Source organism: Ruegeria sp. BJ5 (assembly GCF_056537865.1).
Genome location: NZ_JBQFSH010000001.1, coordinates 1,311,612 through 1,338,113 on the forward strand (window position 1 = coordinate 1,311,612; position 26,502 = coordinate 1,338,113).

Genomic DNA, 26,502 nt, shown 5'->3' on the forward strand with positions numbered 1-26,502 from the left:
AAGTGGTCCCTTTCGGGACACAAGGATTGACAACTGGATATACGAGCCGCGCTCATGAACATGCAGACCTCATCCGTTATGGCTCCTCCTGCCCCGAAGGGTCTGGGGGAAATGCAGCTTCCGCTTGTTATGATGCGGGACATCCTTCTGAAGACCGTTTTCCGCAAGAATGTGGACACGGTGAGCGAGATCGCCGCCTCGATCTGTCTGCCGAGTTCGGTGACGCAGGAATTGGTCGACATCGCCCGCGAACAGAAGCTGCTTGAGGCGACTGGGACATTGAACGCCAACAGCGGCAACGAAATGGGCTATCAACTGACCGACGCCGGCAAGGCACGGGCGTTGGACGCGCTGAGCCAATCCGAATACTTTGGCGCCATGCCCGTTCCGCTGGAAGTCTACCGCGAGCAGGTCAAACGACAGTCGATCCGGAACATCCAAGTCACGCGCGATCAGTTGACCGGCGCCATGGGGCACCTTGTCCTGCCGGACAGCCTGCTTGACCACCTGGGTCCTGCGGTCAGCGCCGGTCGCTCGATCCTGATGTACGGCCCGCCGGGTAACGGTAAGTCTTCGATTTCAAACGGAATTCGGGATGCGTTGGGTGACAACGTCTTTGTTCCGTATGCCATCGAATATGCCGGTCAGGTGATTACCGTGTACGACCCGATCGTGCACACAGCGATCGAGCAAGAGGCTGACGACCCGAACAGCCTGCGCCGCCGCAAGCGATTCGACACGCGGTACGTCCAGTGTGAACGCCCCACGGTGGTCACGGGTGGTGAACTGTCGCTGAGCATGCTGGACCTGGTCTACAACCCCACGGCGCGCACCTATCAGGCGCCGCTGCAGCTGAAATCGACCGGCGGCATCTTCATCGTGGACGACCTTGGCCGCCAGGCCGAGCCGCCGCAGGCCCTGATCAACCGGTGGATTGTTCCGCTGGAAGAGGGCAAGGACATTCTGGGCCTTCAGTCGGGTGAAAAGTTCGAAGTTCCCTTCGACACGCTGGTCATCTTCTCGACCAACTTCCACCCGAACGAGATCTTCGACCAGGCCGCGCTTCGCCGGATCTTCTTCAAGATCAAGATCGACGGCCCGAACCAGGAAAACTTCCTGAAGATCTTCGCCATGGTGGCCCGCAAGCGCGGCATTCCGTTGGACGAAGCCGCACTGGTACATCTGTTGAAGGTCAAATACCCGACCATCAACAATGTCTATGCGAACTATCAGCCGATCTTCCTGATCGACCAGATGATCTCGATCTGCGAGTTCGAGGGCATCCCCTATCAGATGAGCCCGGAATTGATCGACCGCGCCTGGGCGAACATGTTCGTCAAGGACGAGGAAATCGTTAAGTAAGACAGACCCAAACCGCATTCCGCTTTGTCACCGGGCGAGCTAGTCTGCGCATATGACGCAGATTCCCGCCCGGATTGACACCTGGTTTACCGCCAGGGGTTGGTCCATCCACCCGCATCAACAGGCCATGATCGACCGGGCGCAAGCCCCGGCGACGCTGTTGATCGCACCCACGGGCGGCGGCAAGACGATGGCCGGGTTCCTGCCCTCGCTGATCGAACTGGCCGAGGGGCGGCACGCGGGGCTGCACACGATCTATGTCTCGCCGCTCAAAGCGCTGGCCGCAGACATCAAGCGCAACCTGCGCGGCCCGGCCGACGAGATGGGCTTGCAGATCCGGATCGAAGATCGTACCGGCGACACCACCCCCACACAGAAGAAACGCCAGCGCGTGGACCCACCGCATATCCTGCTGACGACTCCGGAAAGCCTGGCGCTGCTGACGTCTTACGAAGATGCACCACGCATGTTCCAAGGCGTCCAGCGCGTGATCGTGGACGAGATACATGCGTTGGCCGACAGCAAGCGGGGCGATCAGTTGATGCTGGCGCTAGCCCGCCTTCAGACCCTGTGCCCCGATCTGCGGCGTGTGGGCCTGTCGGCGACGGTCGAGGACCCGGACGCCATCGCGCGCTTTCTGGCCCGCCACCCCGACCCTTGCGACATCGTTCTGGCCGACCCCGGCCCCGACCCCGATATCGCCATGCTGCAAACGGCCGAAATGCCGCCCTGGGCCGGGGGCGGCGCGGCCTATGCCATTCCGGCGGTGCTGGAGCAGGTCCGGCGGCACAAAACGACGCTGATTTTCCACAACACCCGCGCCCAGGCCGAGATCTTCTTTCACAACCTGTGGCTGGCCAATGACGAAGGCCTGCCCATCGGCATCCACCATGGCAGCCTCGACCGGCAACAGCGCGAACGGGTCGAGGCGGCAATGGTCCGTGGCGACCTGCGCGCCATCGTCTGCACCGGCAGCCTTGATCTGGGAATCGATTGGGGCGACGTGGACCTTGTGATCCAGATCGGCGCCCCCAAAAACGTCAAGCGCCTGGTCCAGCGGATCGGGCGGGCCAACCACCGCTACAACGCGCCGTCCAAGGCCCTGCTGGTGCCTGCCAACAGGTTCGAGGTGGTCGAATGCGTCGCCGCGCTGGAGGCCGCGCGCGCGCACGATCTGGACGGCGAGCCGCGCGGCCCCGGCCCGCGTGACGTCTTGTGCCAACACATCCTGATCGCGGCCTGCGCCGGGCCGTTCGATGCCGATGCCCTGTATGCCGAGGTCACCTCAGCCGGTCCCTATGCCGATCTGACCCGCGCGGCCTTCGACGCCTGTCTGGAGTTCTGCGCAACCGGTGGCTATGCGCTGCGGGCCTATGACCGCTGGCAACGCCTGCAACAGCGCCCCGACGGGCTGTGGCAACTGCGCGACCCGCGCGCGGCGCATCGCATCCGCATGAACCTGGGCACGATCCAGGACAGCGATACACTGAAGGTCCGGCTGAAGCGCAACCGGGGCGGCAAGCCCTTGGGTGAGGTCGAGGAGGCCTTTGCCGCATCGCTGACCCCCGGCGACACCTTCCTGATCGGCGGTCAGATCGTGCGCTATGAAGGGTTGCGTCAAATGGTCGTTGAGGTCACGCGCCGTGCGGACAAAAAGCCCAAGGTCGCCACCTTCTCGGGCACCAAGTTCGCCACCTCGACCCAGCTGAGCGACCGCATCCTGCGGATGTTCGCACAGCCCGACTGGCCGCAGCTGCCCGAACATACGGGTGAATGGTTGGCCCTGCAGCGCCGGATGTCGCGGCTGCCCGGGCGTGACCGGCTGTTGATCGAGAGCTTTCCCAATGACGGCCGCGAAAACCTGTGCGTTTACGGCTTTGCCGGACGCAACGCACAACAAACGCTGGGCCTGCTGCTGACCAAACGGATGGAGGAAACCGGGCTGGCCCCGCTGGGTTTTGTCGCGACCGACTATGCCACGCTGATCTGGGGTCTGGACGCGGTGACCGACTCCAGCCCCTTGTTCCAGATCGAGGCCCTGCGCGACGGGTTGGACAACTGGCTGGCGGGCAATGCGGTGATGAAACGCACCTTCCGCGCCTCGGCCACCATCGCCGGGCTGATCGAGCGCAACACAGGTGGCCAACGCAAAAGCGGGCGACAGGCGACCTTTTCGTCGGACATCCTGTACGACACGCTGCTGAAATACGACCCCGACCACCTGCTGATGCAGATCACCCGCGAAGAAGCCATGCGCGGGCTGGTCGATTTCGGACGGATCGAGGCCATGATTGCACGCATCGGCGACCGGATCGACCTGATCCGGCTGGATCGGGTGTCACCGCTGGCGGCGCCGTTGCTGCTCGAGGTGGGAAAGGTCCCGGTCAAGGGCGTGGCCGAAGAGCGGCTGCTGGCCGAAGAAAGCGCCCGTTTGTTGCGCGACGCCGGCCTGGAACCCGCCTGAAGAAACGACTTGCAAATCAAGCCCCGACAGGCAAAGAACGGACCATGAACAGCCTTGAATTTTCCTTTGCAGGTGCCCGGCTGCGCGCCATGGGATCGGGCGCCCTTTGGTGGCCTGCGCACGATCTTCTGTGTGTTTCGGACCTGCACTTGGGCAAGTCATCTCGGGTCGTTCGGCGGGGCGGACCGGCCCTGCCCCCTTATGACAACCGAGAGACACTGTCCCGGCTGGCCGCCGATCTTGACACGACCGGTGCCAAGACAGTGGTATGCTTGGGGGACAGTTTCGATGATCTCGAAGCCTCGGAATCGCTGAGCGACGCAGATCGGCTCGAGATTTCTGCGCTGCAAGCCGGGCGGCTCTGGATCTGGATAGAGGGCAACCACGACCCGGGTCCCGTCGCGCTGAGCGGCACCCATCTGGCCGAGTGGAGCCAAGACGTGCTGGTCTTCCGCCATATAGCGGAAACCGACGCGCAAGGCGAAGTTTCAGGGCATTTTCACCCCAAGGTCCGGCTCAATGCGCGGGGCCGCATGATCTCGCGCCCGGCCTTTTTGTTCGACGGGTGTCGACTGATCATGCCGGCTTATGGAACATATACCGGAGGGTTGCGCAGCTCGGACACCGCGTTGTCTCAGTTGATGCAGCCGGACGCCCGCGCCATTCTGACGGGCCCGCAGCCACAGCTGACGGCGATGCCGCGTTAGCCGACAGCTGGTTCAGATCACACCGTCTTCTTCCAGTTTGGGTTTGTATTTGCGGCTGACGGGAACCAGATCATCGTTCCTAAGGCGCAGGTAGGTCTTGCCGTTGTTTTTCTGGATTTCCAGAATGGCCGCGTCCGTGACCCAATGGGATCTGTGGGTACAATGGCCCGAAATCGGTTCCATCTCAGCAATCGCATCAGTAAAGCGCGACCGGATCGTATAAGTTCCGCTGGTGGTCACCACATCAACGTAGTGATCCCGGACCGCAAGCCGCAGGATATCACCACGAAACCCGTCCGGTAGACGGCTCGCCAAACGGGGTTGGGGTGCTTCGATGATGTCGTCATTTTCAGGCGGGGCTTCGCCTTTGCTGACAAGTACCAGACCTGTGCTAAACAGCGCACCGTAAGTGCCAACCGCCAGCAAACCGGGGGCATCGTGGCCACTGGCAGCGTACAGGATCCACGTCAGGATCCACAACGCCGGCGTGAACAGCACAAGGATCACCAAGGCAAACGCCACGTCCCGGACCGTCAGTCCGACGTGGTCCAGACGATCTTTCACCAACTGCCGAGATCCCCAAGTTGCCACAACCGCCAGAATCATCACTCCTGCCCAGAACAACAGACGTACGGAGAAGGGCAGATCCATTTCTCGGAACGGTGGAAAAGTATAGGCGAGCAACGGGATGAACAGAATACCGGCGACCACCCTCTGAGGCGTGCATTCTGCAATGAATGGGCTCAGTTTTGACAACATATCAAAATCAATGAGCAGCCTTTCGGGACCCAGCCCTTGTCCCTCAGACGCCCACTTGTTCACTTCGTAACCGGCTGGAAACTCAAGCTTATCACGAAATGTCAGACAATCAAACACGTTTGCGGCGTGCTGGCGGGGGCGCTTCATCCCCACGTTGGCCCCGGGGCGGAAGCTCCGCCCCAAGGCCGTCAGTGGTCAGGCCGTCAGGCCTTCGGGCTCGGGCAGGCCGTTCGATCGGCAACAGGCCGTCAGGGTGTTGGCCAACAGGCAGGCGATGGTCATCGGACCAACACCACCGGGAACCGGTGTAATAGCGCCTGCGCGCTCGGCCGCGCTGGCATAATCCACGTCGCCGACCAGCTTGGTTTTTCCATCACGCTCGATCCGGTTGATGCCAACGTCGATGACGGTGGCGCCCTCCTTGATCCAGTCGCCAGGCACCATCTCGGGACGGCCCACCGCGGCCACAACGATATCGGCGCGACGCACGACATCGGGCAAGTCCTTGGTACGGCTGTGCGCGATGGTCACGGTGCAGCTGTCGCCCAGCAGCAATTGGGCCATCGGCTTGCCCACGATGTTCGACCGGCCGATCACCACCGCATCCATGCCGGACAACGAGCCATGATGATCGCGCAACATCATCAGGCAGCCCAACGGCGTGCAGGGAACCATGGACTTCTGACCGGTGCCCAACAGACCAACGTTCGAGATGTGGAACCCGTCGACATCCTTGGCCGGGTCGATCGAGTTGATCACCAGGTCCTCATTCAAATGCTTGGGCAGCGGAAGCTGGACCAGAATGCCATGCACCGCGGGATCGTTGTTCAACTTCTCGATCAAGGCAAGCAGATCTGCCTCGGACGTGTCGACATCCAGCTTGTGCTCGTATGAGTTCATGCCCACTTCGACAGTCATCTTGCCCTTGGAGCGGACATAGACCTGGCTGGCCGGATCTTCGCCGACCAGGACCACTGCCAGACCGGGGGTGATGCCGTTTTCTTCCTTGAGTTTTGCAACCTGATCGGCGACTTGTGCGCGGACCTTGGCCGCAAAGGCCTTGCCGTCGATGACTTGAGCTACCATCCTTTGATCCCTTCTTTCAAAAAGCGGATCGGGCGCGAAGGGCACCCGGTCATTCAGTCAGGGCCGAGCACGTTCTCCTCGCGCGCAATCGACCAATCAATCAAGATGCGCCAAAGCCTTTCGGTCAGATCGGGGTCCATGCCCACCTCAACCGAGTTTGAACGCACCTTTTGCACCACGTCCTCGACACGCTCGGGAATTCGGGCCGGCAGGCCCTCGCCAGGTTTCAATTCGGACGCGCGATCGATGTAGGTTGCGCGCGTCGCCAACAGTTCGATCAGTTGGCGGTCCAGCTTGTCGATCTGAACCCGCAATTCCTGCATGGAATGACAGTCCTGCGGCAGCGTCAGAGTGGGCATCGCAATCTCCTCATGGCCCGGGGATTCCCCGGACCACGAGATGTCTTATTCAGCGGCTTAGAACAAGCCCTCGATCTGCCCTTCGTCGTTGAGGCGGATTGTCTCAGCCGCCGGTTTGCGGGGCAGACCGGGCATTGTCATGATCTCACCGCAGACCACCACGATAAAGCCAGCACCCGCCGACAGGCGCACCTCGCGCACCGGAACCGAGTGGCCGGTGGGCGCGCCGCGCAGCGACGGATCGGTCGAGAAGGAATACTGTGTCTTGGCCATGCAGACCGGCAGATTGCCGTATCCGGCGGCTTCCCATTCCTTCAGCTGGTTGCGGATCTTGGCATCGGCCAGAACCTCGTCGGCGCGGTAGATGCGCTTGGCGATGGTCTCGATCTTTTCGAACAGGGACATTTCGTCAGGGTAGATCGGCGCAAAATTCGCGGTACCGGCATCAGCCAGTTCAACGACTTTTTTTGCCAGATCTGCAGATCCTTCCGAGCCCAGTTCCCAATGCCGCGACAGAACCGCCTCAACCCCATGTTCGGCGCAGTAGTCCTTGACCGCCTGAACCTCGGCATCGGTATCGGTGACGAAGTGGTTGATCGCGACGACGACCGGCACGCCGAACGATTTCACGTTTTCGATGTGGCGGCCCAGGTTGGCACAGCCCGACTTTACCGCGTCGACGTTTTCCGCGCCCAGATCGGCCTTGGCCACGCCGCCATTCATCTTCATCGCGCGAACCGTTGCAACCAGAACCACGGCCGACGGCGCAATGCCGGCCTTGCGGCATTTGATGTTCATGAACTTCTCGGCGCCCAGATCGGCCCCGAAACCGGCCTCGGTCACGACATAGTCGGCCACCTTCAGCGCGGTCTTGGTCGCAATGACCGAGTTACAGCCATGCGCGATGTTGGCGAACGGGCCGCCATGCACGAAGGCCGGGTTGTTTTCCAGCGTCTGGACCAAATTGGGCTGCATCGCGTCCTTCAGAAGAACGGTCATCGCGCCTTCGGCTTTGATGTCGCGGCAGTAAACCGGGGTCTTGTCGCGGCGGTAGGCCACGATGATGTCGCCCAGGCGCTTTTCAAGATCCTTCAGGTCGTTGGCCAGGCACAGGATCGCCATGACCTCGGACGCGACGGTGATGTCGAAACCTGCTTCACGCGGGAAACCGTTCGACACGCCCCCCAAAGAGGCCGTGATCTGGCGCAGGGCGCGGTCGTTCATGTCGACGACCCGGCGCCAAACGACGCGGCGGGTATCGATTTCCAGTTCGTTGCCCCAATAAATGTGGTTGTCGATCATCGCCGACAGCAGCGAGTGGGCGGAGGTGATTGCATGGAAGTCACCGGTGAAGTGCAGGTTCATTTCTTCCATCGGCACGACCTGGGCATAGCCACCGCCCGCGGCGCCCCCCTTCATGCCGAAGTTCGGACCAAGCGAGGCCTCGCGGATACAGATCATCGCATTCTTGCCGATCCGGTTCAGGCCATCACCCAAACCGACGGTTGTGGTGGTCTTGCCCTCGCCCGCGGGCGTCGGGTTGATTGCAGTCACAAGGATCAGCTTACCATCTTCGCGGTCCTGGACCGAGTTGATGAAATTCTGGCTTACCTTGGCCTTGTCATGGCCGTATGGCAGCAGGTCGTCGCTCGAGATGCCGATTTTTGCACCAATCTCCTGGATTGGCTTCTTGTTCGCCTCGCGAGCGATTTCAATGTCGGATTTGTAGCTCATTGGGCAAGATCCCTGATTGAATTCCGTGCAAAACCGACGCCGCGCGTCGGTGCTGTCAAATCCATACCGTTGTGTACGGTTTGAATGGATGTGGATTCCGACATTTTCAGGCCGCGAAACGGCGTAGGCCTTGTTCGGACGTATCTAATCGGAAACCGCCGTCTGTTTTGGGTTCCATGCGCGCTGATCGGGGACGAACAGGGTCAGACTGTCTCCGAGCCTCAGAAGTCCCAGCCGTTCGACCCAAGCGGTCACCCCGCGCCGGCCCTGTGCGGCCGGTTTGAACCGGGCGCCGTGCCCCGGTGACTCTGCTTCGATTTCCCGTCCGGGCAGGACACAAGGGCGGTTCTCCATATCGACGGTCATGGTCAATCCCGTATCCGCCTGCAGCCGTGACGAGGGCGGAACATGCGTGAAATCCGGAATGCCCTCGACAACGATACTTGCACCCAAAAGGGCCGGATCCAGCCGGTCCACGCCCATGTCAGAAGCAATGGCCGCCATTTCCTCGGCAGCCAGGATCGTCAGCTGTCGCACGTTGCGGATTTCGGTGCCTTCCGGGTACAGGTTCTTGACCCGCACGCAGGATGGTCGATTGAGCCCTTCATGACGCGCGCCCTTGTCGCCCGAGAACCCAAGGTCAAGCTGCGGCACTGGCTGAGCCCGCAGGGATTGCCCGGCGGGAACGTGGCCCAACCAGACGACCCGGGCCTTGAATTCGGTTTCACGCAGGACAGGCATGCCATTTCCTTTCGACAGCGGATCAAAGTTCGCTGCAGCCTAACGCTCGCTGCCCTGATGGAAAGGCCGAAAAGAAAAGACCCGGCTCTGGGGCCGGGTCTCTTGCATCATGCCGAAGGTTCTGGCTCCATCCCGCCCTCGGGCGGGGTCTTCTTGACCTTGGTCTTGGGAATCGCCGTCACGCTCGCGGCATTGCCGTGATCAGACTTGTCGCTTTCGTCGTCACTCTCATTCGGCGGTTCGCCATTCATGACGCGCTTGATTTCGTCACCCGTCAGAGTTTCGTATTCAAGCAGGCCCTGAGCCAGACGCTCCCATTCTTCCTTGTGTTCGGTCAGGATCTGATGAGCACGGTCATATCCCTGCTGGATCAGCCGTTTGACCTCTTCCTCGATCAGTTCCTTGGTATGGGCCGAAACCGAGAACCCAGCCGTGTTGCCCTGATAGCCCTCATGGGCTTCGGCATAGTCGATGTTGCCGACCTTGTCGGACATGCCCCAACGCATCACCATGGCCCGCGCCAACTGGCTGGCCTGCATGATATCGCCGGCCGGGCCGTTCGAAACGTGGTCTTCACCGTATTTGATGACCTCAGCCGCCTTGCCCGCCATGGTCATGGCCAGCTTCTGCTCACATTCGTCCCTGTGATAGTTCAGCTGGTCCATCTCGGGCAGGCTGACCACCATGCCAAGCGCGCCGCCGCGCGGGATGATCGTGGCCTTGTAGACCGGATCGCACAACGGCAGGGTCATGCCGACCACGGCATGGCCGGCCTCGTGATAAGCGGTCTTTTCCTTCTGGTCCTGGGTCAGCACCATCGAACGGCGCTCGGCCCCCATCATCACCTTGTCCTTGGCGTTCTCGAAGTCTTCCATGGTGACAAAACGCCGACCGACACGTGCGGCCATCAACGCGGCCTCATTCACCAGGTTGGCAAGGTCAGCCCCCGAGAAGCCGGGTGTGCCGCGCGCGATGATGCGCAGATCGACATCCGGGCCCAGAGGCGTCTTGCGGGCGTGAACGCCCAGAATCTTTTCGCGGCCCTTGATGTCGGGGTTGCCAACCGTCACCTGACGGTCAAAGCGGCCCGGGCGCAGCAGCGCTGGGTCCAGCACGTCCTTGCGGTTGGTTGCAGCCAGAATGATGACGCCTTCGTTGGCTTCGAACCCGTCCATCTCGACCAGCAGCTGGTTCAGCGTCTGTTCGCGTTCGTCGTTGCCGCCGCCATATCCGGCACCACGATGGCGGCCCACGGCGTCAATCTCGTCGATGAACACGATGCAGGGCGCGTTTTTCTTGGCCTGTTCGAACATGTCGCGCACGCGGGACGCACCCACACCGACGAACATTTCCACGAAGTCCGAACCCGAGATGGTGAAGAACGGCACGCCTGCCTCACCCGCGATCGCACGGGCCAGCAGCGTTTTACCAGTGCCCGGAGGGCCGACCAGCAGCGCACCTTTCGGGATCTTGCCGCCAAGGCGCGAGAATTTCTGCGGGTTGCGCAGGAATTCGACGATCTCTTCCAGCTCTTCCTTGGCCTCGTCGATGCCCGCTACGTCGTCAAAGGTGACGCGGCCGTGCTTTTCGGTCAGCATCTTGGCCTTGGACTTGCCAAAGCCCATGGCACCGCCTTTGCCACCGCCCTGCATCCGGTTCATGAAATAGACCCAGACACCGATCAGCAACAGGAACGGCAGCAGCGTGATCAGGAACGACTGGAACCCGGATTGCTGCTGCTTTTCCGCCCGCACGGGGATGTCTTTCTCGATCAGCAGCTTGGTGACTTCGGCATCACCGGGCTTGATCGTGACGAAATTCCCGCCGGAACTGGTTGTGTAACGGATCTGCTCACCATCCAGCGTCACGCCTTTTACGTCGCCTGCTTCAACGGCGCTTACGAAATCCGAATAGGTTTTTTCATTGCTCTGGAGGGTTCCTCCCGGTCCGCTGAACAGATTGAACAGTGCAAGGATCAACAGGAAGAGAACGACCCAGAAGGCTATATTGCGAGCGTTGCCCAAGAAAATTCTCCCAAAAGACATCGGCAGATGAGGCGCTGCCGGGTTGCCTCTTAAAATAGAGATGATTGAAGCAGGTTCAATGCGATAAAAAAGAAGCCGAAAACTCGGGGAATTTCGGGTCCATTTCAAACGTCCATCCGTTCAAAAAACCGGCAAATGGCGCGGACACGATTTGGTCGCCCAGCCAAACGGCGGGCGTGGCCATCAGCACCATGCGCGGCACCCCTGTCGCGCGCCAGTCGGGTACTTGTGGCAACCCGGTTTCGCCGAGCGTGCGGATCTGCGCTCCGGGCGTGTCCGGTCCTGTCGCGATCCAACGCCCGTCCCAGAGTTCGGCCGGTCGGGCCACGCATGCCGAAACGGCGGTCAGCTCTCTGCAAAACCACGAACTATTCCCGTCCGTAAGGATTTGACAACCGCTCAGCGTCGACGAACGTCCCGCAACAACGCCCTGTACGACCTGCTCGACTTTGCTTTGCCGCGGCGGGTACCCCGGACCCGAGATCCGCTGGAGGATACCGACCACAAGCCGGCGCTGTATTTCTTCAGGTAGCGCGGCAAAACCGGCGCGCTCCACACGCACCGCACAGGCTTTCTCCTTCGCAACACGGCGGGCGGATTCCTGCGCAAAATGCTCAAGCGCCCGGTTCGCACGCCCGAGGTTCGCAGCAACGCGGGACAAAGTTTCGGCCGTAATCCCCAAGCCGGACAGATGGCCCAACGCCTCGCGGGCCTTTATCCGGTCAAAGCGCAGGTCCTGATTCGAAGGGTCTTCGATCCATCGCACCCCTTCAGCCTGCAGGTAGTCCCGCAAAGCGGTGCGCGTTTCGCCCAGCAAAGGTCGCCAAAGCGTGACACCGTCCAGATCGCGCGCAAAAGACATGGCCGACAATCCGCGCACGCCAGCGGCGCGCCCAAGACGCATCAACACGGTTTCCGCCTGATCATCTGCGGTGTGGCCCAGAGCGACCGCAGGAATGTCCTGCGACACCGCCCAGTTCCGCAGCAGGCCGTAGCGCGCCTGCCGTGCCTGATCCTGCAGGTTTCCCGACCGGTCCCATCCCGTCCATTTCAGAGTGACATGGGACACGCCCAAATGTGCACATGTCTCGGAAACACTGGCCGCCTCCGCGGCGGCATCCGGCCTCAGGCCGTGGTCGACAGTGGCCGCAAACAGCCGAACATCTTCATTCCGGGCGATCCGAACCAAAAGATGCAGCAATGCAAGCGAGTCACTTCCGCCAGACACGGCCACGCCCAGTCGCGACGGAAGCGTTTCAGGCAACAGCGCCCTGACGCGCTCCGGAAGGGTTTCGGCTGGTGAGCTCAAGAACAGCTCAGCGACGCCATTTCCTCGGTTGCCGTGGCCAAAAAGGCCGACGACGGGAACCGGACGCCGACTTCTCCAAGCGTGATACAAGCCTGGTCTACCTGGCCCAACCGGCCCAATGCTGCCCCAAGTTCGTACAACGCCTCGGGGGCCACCGGCCCTTCGGAATCGCCAGTAAAGCTGGCAAGGAAAGCCCGGGCCGCTTCGCGGGTATCACCCAGCCTTTCCAGGGCCTGCCCTCGCCTCAGGTTGGCTTCGGGGGCCAGCGGGCTGCCGGGATACGCGCTGTCAAATTGCGCAAAAAGATCGGCCGCCGTCTGGAAATCTCCGTCCGCAAGGGCTTGCGACGCGGCATCAAAATCGGCTTGTTCACCTACGGCCAGTTCGACCTGGTCGCCGTCGGTGGCATCGCCGGGCGTCGTCACCGGAGCGGTGATGGCCGCTGTGTCGCTATCTCCACCCAATGTCAGTGTGTCTTCGCCGGTGAACTCGCAACCGGGTTCCAGCTCGCAGAGACGGAACTCCAGATCTCCGATCCGGTTGGTTCCGTCCGTCACGACATTCTGAACACGCTGATTCAGCTGCTCGGTCTGCCGTGTCAGCCTCTGCAACTCGGCCTCGATGGCGTCAACGCGTTCCAGTATCGAACTGCCGGACAGGTTCGGCGCGGGCGAGCCTGTAGTGGAAAACTCGCGCTTGAGCCGTTGGATTTCGACATGCAGCACCGTCAGCTCCTGGCGGATATCGGCCAGAGTCTGCTGATCCTGCGCTTGCGCGCCGCTGGCAAGGGTCAAAGCCGCCGCCAGAACCAATCCCGCAATTCTCATCCTGTTACCCCGTTGTGGATCCGGTCAGCACGGTGACCGCGCGGCGGTTCTTGGAATAGCATTCCTCGGTGCTGCAGATTTCGATCGGACGTTCCTTGCCATAGCTGATCGTCTGCAGACGGTTTCCGGCCACACCGCGGGAAATCAGGTATTCCCGCGCCGCATTTGCCCGGCGGGCGCCCAGCGCAAGGTTGTATTCCCGCGTGCCCTGTTCATCCGCGTGACCTTCGATCGTCGCGACGTAGTCGGTGTTGGCCAACAGCCACTGGGCCTGCCCCTGAAGGATCGTCTGCGCCTCGGGCGAGAGCGTGGACTGATCCACGGCAAACAGGACCCGGTCACCGATCGCCTGCTGGAAATAGGCGGGCGAACGTGGGTCGCTGGGAGAACCCGGGACGATTGCGCCGTTGCCGCCGGCGCCACCGCCCAAAGCCGAGGGATCGTTGTTGGTACATGCGGCCACCAGCGCCAGCGCGCCCAGAGCCGCAAACTTGCTCAATACGTTCATTTCTGTTGCCTCTTGTCCCGTTTGTTTATTGACGTCTGTCTATCACAGCCAGCCTGCCTTGTGAACTTCGGCCCGACCGGCGGCTCCTTAATTCAACAGTGGCCCCCACGACGGGTCACTGCCACCGTCCGGGGTGCGTACGGGGCGCAGGTTTCGGCCCGAAATGTCGACCGAGTAAAGGGTCGAACGCCCGCTGGCGCCCTGTGTTTCCCGCGCAAACATGATGACCCGGCCATTGGGCGACCATGTGGGCCCCTCGTCCAGGAACGAGGCGGTCAACAGCCGCTCCTCGCTACCGTCCAGTCGCATCACACCGATATGGAACCGGCCCTTGTTCTGCTTGGTAAACGCCACCAGATCTCCGCGTGGTGACCAGACCGGTGTTCCATAGCGTCCCTGGCCAAAGCTGATGCGGGTCGCCTCACCGCCATTTGCCGGCATGATGTACAGCTGAGGGCTGCCGGAACGGTCGCTCTCGAACACGATCCGCGATCCGTCGGGCGAATAGCTGGGCGCGGTTTCAATTGCGGGCGTGTTGGTCAGGCGCACGCTCTGCCCGGACGCCAGATCCATTTTCCAAAGATCCGTATTGCCGCCCTGCGTCAGCGAATAGACGATCGAGCGGCCATCCGGCGAAAAGCGTGGCGAGAAACTCATCGTACCTTCCTGAGTCTGCAATTCCTGCCGCTTGACCCGGCCAACATCCAGAACGTAAATCCGCGGCCGGCCGCTTTCATAGCTGGTGTAGAGCAGCCGGTCGCCCGTTGGCGAAAAGCGCGGGGCCAGAACGATCGCGGCACTGTCGGTCAGGTACTGAACATTCGCCCCGTCATAATCCATGATGGCCAGCCGCTTGCGGCGCTGGTCCTTTGGGCCGGTTTCCGAGACAAAAGCCACACGGCTGTCGAAATAGCCTCCTTCACCGGTGATGCGGCTGTAGACCTGATCAGCCACCTTGTGCGCCATTCGGCGCCAGCCCTCGGTTGTACCGGCGAATTGCAGGCCGTTGCCCAATTCCTGACCCGAGAATACATCCCAGACCCGGAACCGGACGGACAGGGTATTGCCTGAGACATTCACCGCGCCGGTGACCAGCGCATCGGCATTGATCGCCTTCCAATCCGCAAATTGGACCGGCGCTTCGAAACTGCTGACACGGCTGATGAACGCATCCGGCGAAATCTCACGGAACAGGCCGGTTCCGGTCAGGTCCTCGGCGATGACGCGGCTGATGTCAGCCGCAAACTGGCTGGCCGCCGGACTGTCCGGTACAAAGCTGGGCACCGCAAACGGCAAAGGTTCGATAATGCCTTCATCCAATTCCAGCCGAAGTGGGCCGGTTTGCGCAGACACGGGGGCCGACAGAAGGGTCAGGCCAACGAAGAGGCTGGTCAGAAGTTTCATCATTTGATCCGCATCCTCTCGGGATTGAAGGTGATCTCAATATCCTTCCAATGCTCGTATTTGTCAGCAGGAAGGTCATATCCTTTTGCTCCGCAGCGCAAAATCGCACGCCGGGCGGCCTCGTATGCCTGTTTTGCGGCCCCGTCCGAGCCGCCGGAGCTATCCAGAAGCTGCAGGCTGCCGGGAACGATCGAGCCGTCGCGGTTCAGTGAGAAACCGACCACCACAACGGTCTTGAGCGCATCGGTCGACAACGAGCCCACATTCCAGCACCGCGAAACAGCCAGACGCATCGCATCCTTTTCACCGCCGGTGAGAGGCGGGCCGGACGGCTCGGACGCACCGCCCAAGGCCTCGGCCAACGCGTCATTGATCGCGGCCTCGTCCGGTTCCGCAGCCTGTTCGGCCGGCTCAGCGGTCGCGGTCTGTTCGGTTTCCGCAGGCTTGGGCCGATTGGGCCGGACCCGGGGACGCGGCGAGCTTTGTGGCGACAGGTCCTTGGCCTCTTCCGCCTCGGTCACGATCTGGTCGGTGGCTTCCTCTGGCGCGGTCTGGTCTTGCTGCTCCTGCTGGATCTCAGCACCTTCATCCAGCGAAACCGCCGGTGTTTCGATATCGTCCGGCTTTGCGTCCAGTGGCGGAGGAGCGATGGGTTCGGGGGCGACCTTGTCCGCCGGGCGCGGCTGGGACTCGGGCAGCGCTGGCAAAACCGCAACCTCGGGTTCCGGTTCATCCAGTACCGGAGGCTGCTCGATCACTTCGGGTTCAGGTGGAACCTCAACTGCCTCGGGTTGCGGCTCGGGCTCCGGTTCAGGTGGCGTGACCGGCTCGGGGCGCGGCTGTTCTTCGGCAGACGGCTCCGGCACTTCGGGCGCCGGGGGTTGTACGATCGGATCTTCCAATGCGTTGGGGGGCGTCGGAACTTCGGGCGCATCGCTTTGCGCCGTCAGGGCAGCGAATTGCTCAGCCGAAACCACCGACACCTCCTGCACAGCAAAAGGCAGCGGCTCGGACCGGAACGTGCCGCCGAACAGGGCCCATCCGATCAATGTCACATGGGCAATCGCCGAAATCTTGGTGCCGGTATCCACCGCGCAGCCTCACTCTCCGCCCGCGTCCAGCGCCGGCCCGCCAGTATCGGTGACAAGGCCCACATTCGAAAACCCGCCGGCATTCAACGCACCCATGACCTGCATGACCTGCGCATAAGGAATGGCGCCATCGGCCCGCAGGTAGACGCGGTCGCTGCTGCGCTCGGCAGCAATGGCGCGCAGCTTGCCGATCAACTCGTCGCGGGACACCTCGGTGGTCTGGATCTGAACCCGCCCGTCGGCTGTCAGCGTGACGGTCAACGGTTCCTCGTTGTCGCCCGGCAGAGCGCTGGCGGCAGTTTTGGGCAGATCAACCTCGACCCCCACGGTCATCAGCGGAGCCGCGACCATGAAGATGATCAGCAGCACCAACATCACGTCGACAAAGGGTGTGACGTTGATTTCACCCATCGGCTGCGCACGCCCGCGCCGCCGTCCTCGGCGTCGTCCGTTGCCGCCAGACGATTGCTGGATCGCCGCACCCATGTCAGCTGTCCAACTGGCGGGACAGAATGGTTGCGAATTCGTCGGCAAAAGCCTCGTATCCGCCAACGATGTGATCGCTGTCCGCGCTAAGTTTGTTGTAGAAGATCACGGCCGGAATTGCGGCCAGCAGGCCAAGCCCGGTCGCCAGCAAAGCTTCGGCGATGCCCGGCGCCACGACGGCCAGGTTTGTGTTCTGCTGTTCGGCGATTTCGATGAAGGCGTTCATGATGCCCCAAACCGTACCGAACAGGCCGATGAACGGCGCGGTCGAACCCACGGTCGCAAGGATCGAAAGCCCCTTTTGCAAGCCTTCGGCCTCTTTTGCGATGGCCACATCCATCGAACGATCGATCCGGGCCTGTGCGCCGGCTATGAGTCCACCGTCGGCGCGGTGCGAGCGGCGCCACTCGATCATGCCGGCTGCGAAGATCTTTTCGGAACTGCCATCCGGCTGCGTTCCGATCTGTTCAAACAACTCGTCCAGCGGGTTGCCCGACCAGAACGCCTCGTCGAACACCTGCGCTTCGCGTCGCGCGCTGCGATAGGTGATGAGCTTTTGAATGATGATCGACCATGACCAGAAGGATGCGACCACAAGGATCAGCATCACCACTTTCACGATGAATGTCGCACGGGCGAACAGCCCCCACATGGAGAAATCGATCTCCTGCGCCAGCGCCAGCGTTTCAGCTTCCATGAACCTGCTCTTTGTTTTGCCTGACAGCCGTTGATTGGCCTTGTTTTGCCAAACGCTAGCGTAGTTAGGGGCAAATTGCCAACAGAACCACAGGGGCTGAGCAAATTGTTACAGCAATGCGCGAATCTCTGCCGGGAGCCGGATCGGCCGGCCATCCTGATTGACGCAAACGGCCGTCACGGTCGCGCGGAAGACTTCGGTCTCGCCGCGCCGGATGAGTTGAGCCATGGTCAGTCGCACGCCGGAAATCGCGACGACCTCGGTTTCGACCAGCAACTCGTCGTCGAACCGCGCAGACGCCAGATAGTCGGCCTCGACCCTCCGCACGACCCAGATGATACCAGCCTCGCGCATTGCGTTCTGGTCATTGCCCAGGTTGCGCACCCAATCCGACCGGGCGCGCTCGATATAGCGCAGATAGTTGGCGTGATAGACCACGCCCCCCATGTCGGTGTCCTCGTAGTAGACGCGGACGGGAAAGACATGCTTCATTGCGTCGGCTCCATGCGTGCGAACAGCCGCAGCGCATGGGACGGGTCCCGCGCCACCGCCGGCAAAACCGGATCATAGGCTGCACGGATCAGCGCGGCAATGTCGGGCCGCAGGATCGTGGTGTCTCCCGCCACGGCCAGGGGCGAGCGCTCTCGGAAGGCTGTATCCGACCACAAAAGAATGGTCTGAACGACCTGCGACAACGCCAGCGTTTCGGCCGAAACTTTCGACAGCTCACTGTCCATCCTCACAAAGACAAACGCAGCACGGATCGCGCCGTCCGGATCGAACCTGAAGGCTCGATACTGGTTGGCTCCGCCAGCATCGAGCCGCTCGACCAGTGGCGCGAGGTCCGGGATCAGCCGGTCAAGGTCAGGCACTTCAAGCAGCTCGGCCCAATCGCGAAAAAAGAACACCATGCAGTTGGCGCCCAACTCGGGGTCGGTCTCGGCCATCTTATGGCCGGCCAGTGCAACGACCGCCTCGAACGCGCCCTTGACCGTTGCTAGCGTCTTGTCCTCCACGCCAAATACGATCGGCACGATGGGCCGTCCCCAACGTGCGAACAGGAACGCACCATCGGATCGGGTAAACAGCGCCTGGATCTCTTCGGGTGTCACGCCCTGCCCTTCGTCTTTGGAAAATTCTCTCGCCCCAGCCTTAAAGTCTGAGGCCGGCGGCTTCAACCAAACAGGTCGCTCTGTCCCTTGGGCGCAGGCATGCCGAGATGCGTCCAGGCCTTCTGCGCCAGCATCCGGCCGCGCGGCGTGCGTTGGATCAGGCCTTGTTGCAGCAGATAGGGCTCGATCACTTCCTCCAGCGAGTCGCGGCTTTCGGACAGGGCGGCCGACAGGGTCTCGATCCCCACCGGACCTCCGCCATAATTCTCGGCGATCAGTTTCAGATAGCGGCGGTCGGCCCCGTCCAGACCCAGATTGTCAACGCCCAACCGTGTCAGCGCGCCATCGGCCAGCTCGCGCGTGATGCGACCGTCGCCCTCGACGATGGCGAAATCCACGACCCGCCGCAGCAGCCGCCCGGCGATACGGGGAGTGCCCCGCGACCGGCGCGCGATCTCGCGCGCACCGTCGTCATCGGCCGGCGCGCCCAGCTTGCGGGCGTTGCGGGTGACGATCTCGTGCAATTCTTCCACGGTGTAGAATTGCAGCCGGGTGGGAATGCCGAACCGGTCGCGCAGCGGGGTGGTCAGCAGGCCCATCCGCGTGGTCGCCCCGACCAGGGTAAAGGGCTGCAGTTCGATCCGCACGGTACGGGCCGCGGGGCCCTCGCCGATCACCAGATCCAGCTCGAAATCCTCCATCGCCGGGTACAGCACCTCTTCCACCGCCGGATTCAGGCGGTGAATCTCGTCGATGAACAGCACGTCGCGCTCTTCGAGGTTGGTCAGGATCGCCGCAAGATCCCCGGCCTTGGCCAGAACCGGCCCCGAGGTCATGCGGAAATTCACCCCCAGCTCGCGCGCCATGATCTGCGCCAGCGTCGTCTTGCCCAAGCCCGGAGGGCCGTGGAACAGCGTGTGGTCCATCGCCTCGTTCCGCTGGCGGGCCGACTGGATGAAGATGCGCAGATTGGCCCGCGCCTCGGCCTGGCCGATGAATTCGTCCAGCCCCTGCGGACGCAAGGCGCGGTCGTTGTCCTCGGGCAGAGGCTGCGGGCGCAGGGTCGGGTCGGCATCAACCATTCATTCAGCCTTTCGGTGCCAGCAGTTTCAACGCCGCGCGGATTAATTCGGCCTCACCGGCATCGGGCAGGTTGGCGGCGGCCTCGGCCACGGCAGAGGCGGCCTCGGACGGGCCATAGCCCAGGTTCGACAGCGCCGACAAAGCACCCGCCGACGCCGCACCCGCGCCGGGTTTCGGGGCCCGCACCGGGGCCGGCGCCGGGTCTGCGGGTTCAACCACCTCGGCCACGGGGCCGTCCATCGCTTCGGTCACCGTGCCGCCCATCGCCATGACGCCGGGCGCCTTGTCTTTCAGGTCCAGCACGATGCGCTGCGCGGTCTTGGGCCCGACGCCCTTGGCCGCCTTTACCGCGCCCCAATCGCCCAGCGCGATGGCCCGGCTGACCCCGTCCGGCCCTAGCGCGCCCAGAATGGCCAGAGACACCTTGGCCCCCACCCCTTGAACCGAGCAGAGCAGTCGATGCCACTCTTTCTCGACCAAAGACAGAAATCCATAAAGCTGCATCAGGTCCTCGCGCACCACCAGATCGGTGTACAGCGAGACCGCCTCGCCCACCCCAGGCAGGGCCGCCATGGTGCGGTCCGAGCAATAGACGATGTAGCCGACCCCGCGCACGTCGATCAGAAGGTGATCCGCCGCGCGGTAGTCGATGCGTCCGGTCAGTTTGCCGATCATGTGGCCACCTGCTTGATGCGCGCCTGCGGTGTCGCACCGTAGAACGCATGACAGATCGCGATCGCCAGCGCATCCGCGGCGTCGGCCCCCTTGGGCTGGCATCCCGGCAGTTGAAGTTTGACCATGTGCAGAATCTGTTCCTTCTCGGCGTGCCCCACGCCCACCACGGTTTTCTTGACCCGGTTGGGCGCGTATTCGCCCACCTGCAACCCAGCCTGCGCCAAGGTCAGCAACGCCACTCCGCGCGCCTGACCCAGCTTCAGCGTCCCGGCGCCGTCCTTGTTGACGAAGGTCTGTTCGATGGCTGCCTGGTCGGGCTGATGTTCGGAGATCACCTCGACGATCTGGTTGTGCAGCGACAAAAGCCGCTCACCCAGATCATCCCCGTCGGATTTGCAAAGGCCGTTGGCAACATGGCTCAGCCGGCTGCCATGTGATTCGATGACGCCCCATCCCAGGGTTCGCAGCCCCGGATCAATGCCCAGAATTCGCATGTTGTGCCTCGGCCTGCTCGGGTTTTCATTGTCTTTTCTCTCGATTAGCACGAAGCGTGAACATTTTCCAAGAAAATTGATCCGGTGACCAAATGCGACACACCTGTTCCGTCCGCGACAATTCGGACGCATTGCGACGCCAGAAAGTCTGAAACCGACACATTCCCAAGGCAGTTTTCATCAATAATTTAAGGGACTTTCATCATTTTCGAAGCATTGCAAAAACTGCATAGGACACATGCAGTTTCAGCACTTGCAAGGTCAATCCGACATCACTAACTGGCCCGAGAATTCGACATTCAAACGTCAACACTGAACAGAAGGAAGCAGGATATGGCTGCAATTGACACAACCCGCGCCTCGATTGGCTCGTTTGGCCTTGTCGGCCGTATCGGCGCCTTTCTGGCATCCGTCGTGAACGCCGTTGTCGCCTGGAACGACGCACGCGTGACGCGCAACGCATTGAACGGTCTGAGCAACCGTGAACTGGAAGATATCGGCCTGTGCCGCGGTGACATCGACGAAGTCGCTGCTGGCCGCCGCCGTCTGTACTGAAACCACCCACTCTCGCCCCTATCCTCCCTCGGGGCAGCACAGAAACACCGCGGACCGAAAGGTACGCGGTGTTTTTGTCTTGTGAAAGCTCTTTAGGAGAGAGAGTTCAGTAGAGAATCTTGTTCAGCTGTGTCGACAGGGCCTGCGACAATGGATCAATCTGCATGATCCACGCGCCCGCCTGTTCAACCGATGTCCCTTCGTTCAGGGCATCCACCCGATACTGGTATCCGGTCGGGCCGAGATTGGATAGCAGGAACGCTTTGAAAGCAAAAAATCCGCACAGGCACAGCAACAGAACCTTGGCCGGAACCGCCGAGCGTACCCGCTGGGGTTTCATGACGACCAGACCATCTTTGCGCATAGTCGCGCGATAGCCACGGCTCATCTTGTTGTGTTTCTTTGTCAGCCGATGAACGCGCTGATCGAATTCAAGTTGTTTTCCTGTCATGGCAGCCTCCAAAAACCGCCCCCCAAATTCATTGGATGACGGTAGAAAGAGAATGCGTCAAAACCGTGGCAAAAATCCACAAAACTCCTGCAAATGGTCTAATTTGCGCCCTGTTTGGTTAAGACTAGCGTCGTCCATTCACCAATCATTGACCGATCCATCGTATTGAACCCGTTTCGTGAATAAACTGATTCCACTTCGTCGGCCTGCTCGTTGAGGATTCCCGACAGGATCGCATGTCCGCCTCCGCGCAGATTCTGCGCGATTTCCGGGGCAAGGGCCACCAACGGTCCCTTCAGAATGTTGGCGAAAATCAGATCGTAAGGCGCCGCCGCCTGGAGGTCAGGATGGTCAAAACCGGCAGCCTCGACACAACGGACGGCCCCGGCCATGCCGTTGGCCTTCAGGTTGGCCTCGGCTACGTCGACGGCGACCTGATCAATGTCGCTGGCCAGGATGTCACCTTCCCAGACCCGCGCCGCCGCCATCGCCAACACCGCCGTACCGCAGCCGATATCGGCAACCTTGCTGGCCTCGAACCCAGTCTCAATCAGCTTGTCCAGCGCCTTCAGACATCCCAGCGTCGTTCCGTGGTGCCCTGTACCGAAGGCCATCGCAGCCTCGATCAGCAGCGGAATGCGCCCCTCAGGCAGTTTGTCGGCATCGTGGCTGCCATAGACGAAAAACCGCCCGGCCTCGACCGGGGCCAGCTCGCGCCGGACATGGGCGACCCAGTCGGTTTCCGGTAGTTCCGACACCACGAAGGGCTTGGCCTCAAAGGCCGCCGCCAGCAGGGCCAGGGCGGCCTCGTCTGGGCTTTCGGTGAAATAGCCGCCGACCTCCCACAGGCCCGAGCCGTCCTCGACCTCGAAGACGCCCACGCCGGTGGGTTCGGGCTCCAGCCGCTCCATCGCTTCGCCCAGGCTTTCGGCCGCGGCTTTGCCTTTCAGGGTGGTCAGGGCGGTGAATGTGGGCATGGGAACCTCCTGCAGAAACCGCCTTTGCGCCTAGGGCCGTCAGCCGCCGAGGTCAAGCGTCCCGCGTGTCATTCGGCCGGTGCGGGGGCGTATTTCGAAAAGATGGTCTCGTTCCCCGGCTCGGGGTGGCGCGGGATCAGCAGCGACAGCGCCAGAGAGATCAGCGCCATGCCCGCCGCCAGGCCGAACACCGCCCCCGGCGACACGACCCACAACAGCCCCAGCAGCGCCGGCAGGAACACCGCCGCGATGTGGTTGATGGTGAAGGCCACCGCCGCGGTGGGTGCAATATCGGCCGGGTCGGCGATTTTCTGGAAATAGGTCTTGAGCGCCAAAGCCAGCGCGAACAGCACATGATCGATGACGTAGAGAATGGCCGCAAGCAGCACACCCCAGCCAAACCAGTAGATGCCGCCATAGGCCGCAAACACGATGGCAAGGCCCAGATACTCGAAGATCAGCGTACGCCGCTCGCCAAACACCGCGACGGCCTTGCCCAGCAAAGGGGCGGCGGCCATGTTGATGATCAGATTGATGAGGTACAGACTGGTCAGGTGATGCACTTCGAAGCCAAAGCGTTCGACCATCATGAACCCCGCGAACACGACGAAGATCTGCCGCCGCGCGCCCGCCATGAACTGCAGCGCGTAATACAGCCAGTAGCGCCGGCGCAGCACGATTTTCTTGGTCTGCGGTGTCGGCGCATCGAATTGTGGATAGGCGATCAGGCAGAACAGTGCGAGTACCGCTGTCAGCCCACCAGCCGCCATGAAGACCGTGTTGTAGGACAGATCGAACCGGTCCCAGGTCAGCACGATCAGCCCATAGACCACCAGCGTCGAGGCCGATCCCATCGCCACCAGCCAGCCCAGCACCTGCGGGGCGCGGTCCTTGGGCAGCCATTGCAGCTGAAGCGACTGATTCACCGTTTCGTAGTAGTGAAACCCGATCGAGCTGAACAGGGTCACGAACAGCAGCCCGCCGAGGCTGGGAAACCAGGCCGTCACTGCCGTGGCCACACCCAGCAGCACCAGCGAAATCATGGCCAGCACCTGCTCGCGCACGAAAATTATCACCGCGATCACGCCCACGGCCAGAAAGCCCGGGATTTCACGCACCGTGTGCAGCAGGCCGATGTCTGCCCCGTCGAAATCCGCGACTTCGATCACAAAATTGTTCAGCAGCGCGCTCCACGCGTTGAAGGCGATCGGCATGGTCAGCGCCATCACGAACAGCAACGTGACGGGGCGGCGCCAGAACGGCAGGCTCTGGGCCTGGGACAGGGGCATCGGTTTCAGCATGAGAGTTCTCTACGCCCAATCCGCCCGGCTGGCGAGAGGAAATCCCCAGTGCACACCGGGTCTGCGCTGATGCAGGGTCAGTAGAAACTCTGCGGGTCGATATCGACGGTCAGGCGGATGTCACCCTTCAGGCGCAGCGGTGCGATCCAGCGGGCGATGGCGTCCTGGATCGGTGCCCCCTTGGGCGCCTTGACCAGCAGCCGCACCCGGTGCCGCCCGCGGATACGGGCAATCGGCGCCGGGGCTGGTCCAAAGACCTGTGCCCCGATCTGCCGCAGCGGCGCGTCATTGCGCGCCAATACGTTTCCGATGTCAAAGACGGGGCCGACCTCGGGGCCGGACAGCACGATCCCCGCCATCCGGCCATAGGGCGGCACCCCGGCCGCCTGACGCCCGGCGGCCTCAGCCCGCCAGAACCCTTCCTCGTCCCCCGACAGGATCGCGCGGATCACCGGGTGTTCGGGCTGAAAGGTCTGCAGCAGCGCCGCCCCAGGCTTGTCGGCCCTCCCGGCCCGGCCCGCCACCTGCCGCATCAGTTGAAAGGTCCGCTCAGCCGCGCGCAGGTCGGACCCGTGCAGGCCCAGATCCGAGTCGATCACCCCGACCAGCGTCAGGTTCGGGAAATTGTGCCCCTTGGCCACCAGCTGCGTACCGATGACGATATCTGCGTCCCCCTCGGCGATCTCTTCGATCTTGGCCTTCAGCGCCCGGGCCGAGCCGAACAGGTCGGAACTGAGCATGGCGATGCGGGCCTCGGGAAAGGTCGCCTCGGCCTCTTCGGCCAGACGTTCGATGCCGGGACCGACCGGGGCCAGCTTGCCCTCGACCCCGCAGGCGGGGCAGGCCTCGGGCATGGGCTTGGTCTCGCCGCACTGATGGCACATCAGACGTTTGAGGAACCGGTGCTCGACCATGCGCGCATCGCAATGGTCGCAGGCGATCTGTTCGCCGCAGGCCCGGCACAGCGTCACCGGCGCATATCCACGGCGGTTGATGAACAGCAGCGACTGTTCGCCCTTCTCGATGCGCGCCTGCACCGCCTGGCGCAGGCTGGGGGAAATCCAGGTGCCCGGCTGCATCTTCTCGGCGCGCATGTCGATGGTTTTCATGTCCGGCAGCACCGCCGCCCCAAAGCGCGAGGTCAGATCCAGCCGGTCGTACTTGCCGGCCTCGGCATTGGCCCAGCTTTCCAGCGACGGTGTCGCGCTGGCCAAGATCACGCGCGACCCGCAGATCGCCGCCCGCAGAACCGCCATGTCGCGCGCATTGTAATGCACGCCGTCTTCCTGCTTGTACGAGGTGTCGTGTTCCTCATCCACCACGATCAGGCCCAGATCGCGGAACGGCAGAAACAGCGCCGACCGCGCGCCCACCACCATCTGCGCATCGCCCTGCCCGACCATTCGCCAGACCCGGCGGCGTTCAGTCATCGTGGCACCGGAATGCCATTCGGCCGGGCGCGCGCCGAACCGCTCCTCGACCCGTGTCAGAAACTCGGCGGTCAGGGCAATCTCGGGCAGCAGCACCAACGCCTGCCGGCCCATGCGCAGCGCTTCGGCCACGGCTTCAAGGTAAACCTCGGTCTTGCCCGACCCGGTCACGCCCTTCAGCAGCGTGGTGCCATAGGTTCCGCTGCGCAGTGCGGCCCGCAACGTGTCGGCGGCAGCGGTCTGATCGGGGGTCAGCGCCTTGCCGGGCCGGTCCGGGTCCAGGGTCGGATAACGCAGGTCGCGGGGGCTGTCCTCCTCGCGCACGGCGCCCTGCTTGACCAGACCTTTGACGACCGACGAGGTGACCCCGGCCATCTCGGCCAGTTCTTTCAGGGTAAAGGCCAGCCCGCCATAGTCGCGCAGCACCTCCAGCACCCGGGCCCGGGCATCGGTCATGCGGTCGGGCGTGCCGCTTCCCAGCCGATAGATCTTGCGCATCGACAGCGGGTCGCCCAGCCCGGGCGCGCGGGTGGCCAGCCGCAACATGGCCGGCATCGGCGTCAGCGTGTAGTCGGCCGCGCGCTGCAGGAACAGGCGCATCTCTTCGCGCATGGGCGCCACGTCCAGCACCCGGATGACCGAGCGGATCTTGCTGCGGTCGAAATCTCCGCGCCCCGCGCCCCAGACCACACCCAGAACCTTGCGCGGGCCCAGCGGCACCTCGACGAAGGCCCCCAGGAAACACCCCCCCTCGGGCGCCTTGTAATCCAACGTCCGGTCCAGCGGCTGGGTCGTCAGAACCGCCACCAGCTCACCTTGGTCGAAATGCACCGGGTCGCTCAATG

26 protein-coding genes are annotated in these 26,502 nt (G+C 62.4%); 4 read left to right on the top strand and 22 right to left on the bottom strand.

Annotated elements, in window-relative coordinates:
- Positions 1–54 precede the first annotated feature (54 nt).
- The 3 genes from ACR0NY_RS06595 to pdeM are packed head-to-tail and all read left to right on the top strand — an operon-like array spanning position 55 to position 4,533.
- Entirely contained in the window at positions 55–1,362 is a 1,308-nt protein-coding gene (locus tag ACR0NY_RS06595; RefSeq protein WP_093962764.1) for a P-loop NTPase family protein, read from the top strand.
- Between the two features lie 52 nt (positions 1,363–1,414).
- Positions 1,415–3,826 (top strand): ligase-associated DNA damage response DEXH box helicase, encoded by a 2,412-nt coding sequence (locus ACR0NY_RS06600; protein WP_170368830.1) that lies wholly within the window; start codon positions 1,415–1,417, stop codon positions 3,824–3,826.
- Positions 3,827–3,870: 44 nt separating this feature from the next.
- Positions 3,871–4,533, top strand: a complete 663-nt coding sequence (gene pdeM / locus ACR0NY_RS06605) for a ligase-associated DNA damage response endonuclease PdeM (RefSeq protein ID WP_170337524.1) — start codon at positions 3,871–3,873, stop codon at positions 4,531–4,533.
- A gap of 12 nt (positions 4,534–4,545) precedes the next feature.
- Here pdeM and ACR0NY_RS06610 read toward each other — a convergent pair whose 3' ends face one another.
- The 18 genes from ACR0NY_RS06610 to ruvC form a co-directional block, all read right to left on the bottom strand.
- Entirely contained in the window at positions 4,546–5,439 is an 894-nt protein-coding gene (locus ACR0NY_RS06610; protein ID WP_254432908.1) for a LytTR family DNA-binding domain-containing protein, read from the bottom strand.
- A gap of 48 nt (positions 5,440–5,487) precedes the next feature.
- A complete protein-coding gene (gene folD / locus ACR0NY_RS06615) occupies positions 5,488–6,378 on the bottom strand; it encodes a bifunctional methylenetetrahydrofolate dehydrogenase/methenyltetrahydrofolate cyclohydrolase FolD (RefSeq protein WP_170337523.1) in 891 nt (296 codons plus the stop codon).
- Between the two features lie 53 nt (positions 6,379–6,431).
- Complete coding sequence (locus tag ACR0NY_RS06620; RefSeq protein WP_170337522.1) at positions 6,432–6,737, bottom strand: chorismate mutase; 306 nt, start codon at positions 6,735–6,737, stop codon at positions 6,432–6,434.
- A gap of 57 nt (positions 6,738–6,794) precedes the next feature.
- On the bottom strand, positions 6,795–8,471 hold the full coding sequence (locus tag ACR0NY_RS06625; protein WP_170337521.1) for a formate--tetrahydrofolate ligase: 1,677 nt from the start codon (positions 8,469–8,471) through the stop codon (positions 6,795–6,797).
- Positions 8,472–8,615: 144 nt separating this feature from the next.
- Positions 8,616–9,212: an MOSC domain-containing protein gene (locus ACR0NY_RS06630; protein WP_170368831.1), complete on the bottom strand. Its 597-nt coding sequence runs from the start codon at positions 9,210–9,212 to the stop codon at positions 8,616–8,618.
- A gap of 107 nt (positions 9,213–9,319) precedes the next feature.
- Positions 9,320–11,236 (bottom strand): ATP-dependent zinc metalloprotease FtsH, encoded by a 1,917-nt coding sequence (ftsH, locus tag ACR0NY_RS06635; protein ID WP_093962771.1) that lies wholly within the window; start codon positions 11,234–11,236, stop codon positions 9,320–9,322.
- A gap of 76 nt (positions 11,237–11,312) precedes the next feature.
- Entirely contained in the window at positions 11,313–12,566 is a 1,254-nt protein-coding gene (tilS, locus tag ACR0NY_RS06640) for a tRNA lysidine(34) synthetase TilS (protein ID WP_170368832.1), read from the bottom strand.
- Positions 12,563–13,393 carry a tol-pal system protein YbgF gene (gene ybgF / locus ACR0NY_RS06645; RefSeq protein WP_170368833.1) on the bottom strand — a complete coding sequence of 277 codons (831 nt, stop codon included), beginning with the start codon at positions 13,391–13,393 and terminating at the stop codon, positions 12,563–12,565. The genes tilS and ybgF overlap by 4 nt, the downstream gene beginning before the upstream one ends.
- Positions 13,394–13,397: 4 nt before the next feature.
- Positions 13,398–13,901: a peptidoglycan-associated lipoprotein Pal gene (pal, locus tag ACR0NY_RS06650; RefSeq protein ID WP_093962774.1), complete on the bottom strand. Its 504-nt coding sequence runs from the start codon at positions 13,899–13,901 to the stop codon at positions 13,398–13,400.
- 87 nt (positions 13,902–13,988) lie between these two features.
- On the bottom strand, positions 13,989–15,308 hold the full coding sequence (gene tolB / locus ACR0NY_RS06655) for a Tol-Pal system beta propeller repeat protein TolB (RefSeq protein WP_093962775.1): 1,320 nt from the start codon (positions 15,306–15,308) through the stop codon (positions 13,989–13,991).
- Positions 15,305–16,396 carry an energy transducer TonB gene (locus ACR0NY_RS06660; protein WP_170368834.1) on the bottom strand — a complete coding sequence of 364 codons (1,092 nt, stop codon included), beginning with the start codon at positions 16,394–16,396 and terminating at the stop codon, positions 15,305–15,307. The genes tolB and ACR0NY_RS06660 overlap by 4 nt, the downstream gene beginning before the upstream one ends.
- A 9-nt stretch (positions 16,397–16,405) precedes the next feature.
- A complete protein-coding gene (gene tolR, locus ACR0NY_RS06665; protein ID WP_170362911.1) occupies positions 16,406–16,882 on the bottom strand; it encodes a protein TolR in 477 nt (158 codons plus the stop codon).
- 1 nt (position 16,883) lies between these two features.
- A complete protein-coding gene (gene tolQ / locus ACR0NY_RS06670) occupies positions 16,884–17,579 on the bottom strand; it encodes a protein TolQ (RefSeq protein WP_170337879.1) in 696 nt (231 codons plus the stop codon).
- A 108-nt stretch (positions 17,580–17,687) separates the two neighbouring features.
- Positions 17,688–18,071: a tol-pal system-associated acyl-CoA thioesterase gene (gene ybgC / locus ACR0NY_RS06675; protein ID WP_093962779.1), complete on the bottom strand. Its 384-nt coding sequence runs from the start codon at positions 18,069–18,071 to the stop codon at positions 17,688–17,690.
- Positions 18,068–18,691: a hypothetical protein gene (locus ACR0NY_RS06680; protein ID WP_170368835.1), complete on the bottom strand. Its 624-nt coding sequence runs from the start codon at positions 18,689–18,691 to the stop codon at positions 18,068–18,070. The genes ybgC and ACR0NY_RS06680 overlap by 4 nt, the downstream gene beginning before the upstream one ends.
- Positions 18,692–18,753: 62 nt before the next feature.
- Positions 18,754–19,773 (bottom strand): Holliday junction branch migration DNA helicase RuvB, encoded by a 1,020-nt coding sequence (gene ruvB / locus ACR0NY_RS06685; protein ID WP_170366669.1) that lies wholly within the window; start codon positions 19,771–19,773, stop codon positions 18,754–18,756.
- 4 nt (positions 19,774–19,777) lie between these two features.
- Entirely contained in the window at positions 19,778–20,449 is a 672-nt protein-coding gene (gene ruvA / locus ACR0NY_RS06690) for a Holliday junction branch migration protein RuvA (protein ID WP_005977910.1), read from the bottom strand.
- Entirely contained in the window at positions 20,446–20,943 is a 498-nt protein-coding gene (gene ruvC / locus ACR0NY_RS06695) for a crossover junction endodeoxyribonuclease RuvC (protein WP_170368836.1), read from the bottom strand. The genes ruvA and ruvC overlap by 4 nt, the downstream gene beginning before the upstream one ends.
- 333 nt (positions 20,944–21,276) lie before the next feature.
- Here ruvC and ACR0NY_RS06700 point away from each other — a divergent pair, with 333 nt between their 5' ends.
- Positions 21,277–21,498, top strand: a complete 222-nt coding sequence (locus ACR0NY_RS06700; protein ID WP_093962786.1) for a DUF1127 domain-containing protein — start codon at positions 21,277–21,279, stop codon at positions 21,496–21,498.
- A gap of 106 nt (positions 21,499–21,604) precedes the next feature.
- On the opposite strand, the gene ACR0NY_RS06705 is transcribed toward ACR0NY_RS06700, so the two are convergent.
- The 4 genes from ACR0NY_RS06705 to ACR0NY_RS06720 all read right to left on the bottom strand — a co-directional run bounded on the left by ACR0NY_RS06705 (position 21,605) and on the right by ACR0NY_RS06720 (position 26,500).
- Complete coding sequence (locus ACR0NY_RS06705; RefSeq protein WP_093962787.1) at positions 21,605–21,949, bottom strand: hypothetical protein; 345 nt, start codon at positions 21,947–21,949, stop codon at positions 21,605–21,607.
- A 98-nt stretch (positions 21,950–22,047) separates the two neighbouring features.
- Positions 22,048–22,926 carry a 50S ribosomal protein L11 methyltransferase gene (locus tag ACR0NY_RS06710; RefSeq protein ID WP_170337510.1) on the bottom strand — a complete coding sequence of 293 codons (879 nt, stop codon included), beginning with the start codon at positions 22,924–22,926 and terminating at the stop codon, positions 22,048–22,050.
- A gap of 68 nt (positions 22,927–22,994) precedes the next feature.
- On the bottom strand, positions 22,995–24,227 hold the full coding sequence (locus ACR0NY_RS06715) for an MFS transporter (protein WP_170337509.1): 1,233 nt from the start codon (positions 24,225–24,227) through the stop codon (positions 22,995–22,997).
- A 77-nt stretch (positions 24,228–24,304) separates the two neighbouring features.
- Complete coding sequence (locus ACR0NY_RS06720; protein ID WP_170368837.1) at positions 24,305–26,500, bottom strand: primosomal protein N'; 2,196 nt, start codon at positions 26,498–26,500, stop codon at positions 24,305–24,307.
- Positions 26,501–26,502: the final 2 nt, after the last annotated feature.

What these genes read in the sequence shown, in the direction of transcription:
- ACR0NY_RS06595 (WP_093962764.1), top strand. Translation starts at nt 55, where the DNA reads ATGAACATGCAGACCTCATCCGTTATGGCTCCTCCTGCCCCGAAGGGT.
- ACR0NY_RS06600 (WP_170368830.1), top strand. Translation starts at nt 1,415, where the DNA reads ATGACGCAGATTCCCGCCCGGATTGACACCTGGTTTACCGCCAGGGGT.
- pdeM (WP_170337524.1), top strand. Translation starts at nt 3,871, where the DNA reads ATGAACAGCCTTGAATTTTCCTTTGCAGGTGCCCGGCTGCGCGCCATG.
- ACR0NY_RS06610 (WP_254432908.1), bottom strand. Translation starts at nt 5,439, where the DNA reads ATGAAGCGCCCCCGCCAGCACGCCGCAAACGTGTTTGATTGTCTGACA.
- folD (WP_170337523.1), bottom strand. Translation starts at nt 6,378, where the DNA reads ATGGTAGCTCAAGTCATCGACGGCAAGGCCTTTGCGGCCAAGGTCCGC.
- ACR0NY_RS06620 (WP_170337522.1), bottom strand. Translation starts at nt 6,737, where the DNA reads ATGCCCACTCTGACGCTGCCGCAGGACTGTCATTCCATGCAGGAATTG.
- ACR0NY_RS06625 (WP_170337521.1), bottom strand. Translation starts at nt 8,471, where the DNA reads ATGAGCTACAAATCCGACATTGAAATCGCTCGCGAGGCGAACAAGAAG.
- ACR0NY_RS06630 (WP_170368831.1), bottom strand. Translation starts at nt 9,212, where the DNA reads ATGCCTGTCCTGCGTGAAACCGAATTCAAGGCCCGGGTCGTCTGGTTG.
- ybgF (WP_170368833.1), bottom strand. Translation starts at nt 13,393, where the DNA reads ATGAGAATTGCGGGATTGGTTCTGGCGGCGGCTTTGACCCTTGCCAGC.
- pal (WP_093962774.1), bottom strand. Translation starts at nt 13,901, where the DNA reads ATGAACGTATTGAGCAAGTTTGCGGCTCTGGGCGCGCTGGCGCTGGTG.
- tolB (WP_093962775.1), bottom strand. Translation starts at nt 15,308, where the DNA reads ATGATGAAACTTCTGACCAGCCTCTTCGTTGGCCTGACCCTTCTGTCG.
- tolR (WP_170362911.1), bottom strand. Translation starts at nt 16,882, where the DNA reads ATGGGTGCGGCGATCCAGCAATCGTCTGGCGGCAACGGACGACGCCGA.
- tolQ (WP_170337879.1), bottom strand. Translation starts at nt 17,579, where the DNA reads ATGGAAGCTGAAACGCTGGCGCTGGCGCAGGAGATCGATTTCTCCATG.
- ybgC (WP_093962779.1), bottom strand. Translation starts at nt 18,071, where the DNA reads ATGAAGCATGTCTTTCCCGTCCGCGTCTACTACGAGGACACCGACATG.
- ruvB (WP_170366669.1), bottom strand. Translation starts at nt 19,773, where the DNA reads ATGGTTGATGCCGACCCGACCCTGCGCCCGCAGCCTCTGCCCGAGGAC.
- ruvA (WP_005977910.1), bottom strand. Translation starts at nt 20,449, where the DNA reads ATGATCGGCAAACTGACCGGACGCATCGACTACCGCGCGGCGGATCAC.
- ruvC (WP_170368836.1), bottom strand. Translation starts at nt 20,943, where the DNA reads ATGCGAATTCTGGGCATTGATCCGGGGCTGCGAACCCTGGGATGGGGC.
- ACR0NY_RS06700 (WP_093962786.1), top strand. Translation starts at nt 21,277, where the DNA reads ATGGCTGCAATTGACACAACCCGCGCCTCGATTGGCTCGTTTGGCCTT.
- ACR0NY_RS06705 (WP_093962787.1), bottom strand. Translation starts at nt 21,949, where the DNA reads ATGACAGGAAAACAACTTGAATTCGATCAGCGCGTTCATCGGCTGACA.
- ACR0NY_RS06710 (WP_170337510.1), bottom strand. Translation starts at nt 22,926, where the DNA reads ATGCCCACATTCACCGCCCTGACCACCCTGAAAGGCAAAGCCGCGGCC.
- ACR0NY_RS06715 (WP_170337509.1), bottom strand. Translation starts at nt 24,227, where the DNA reads ATGCTGAAACCGATGCCCCTGTCCCAGGCCCAGAGCCTGCCGTTCTGG.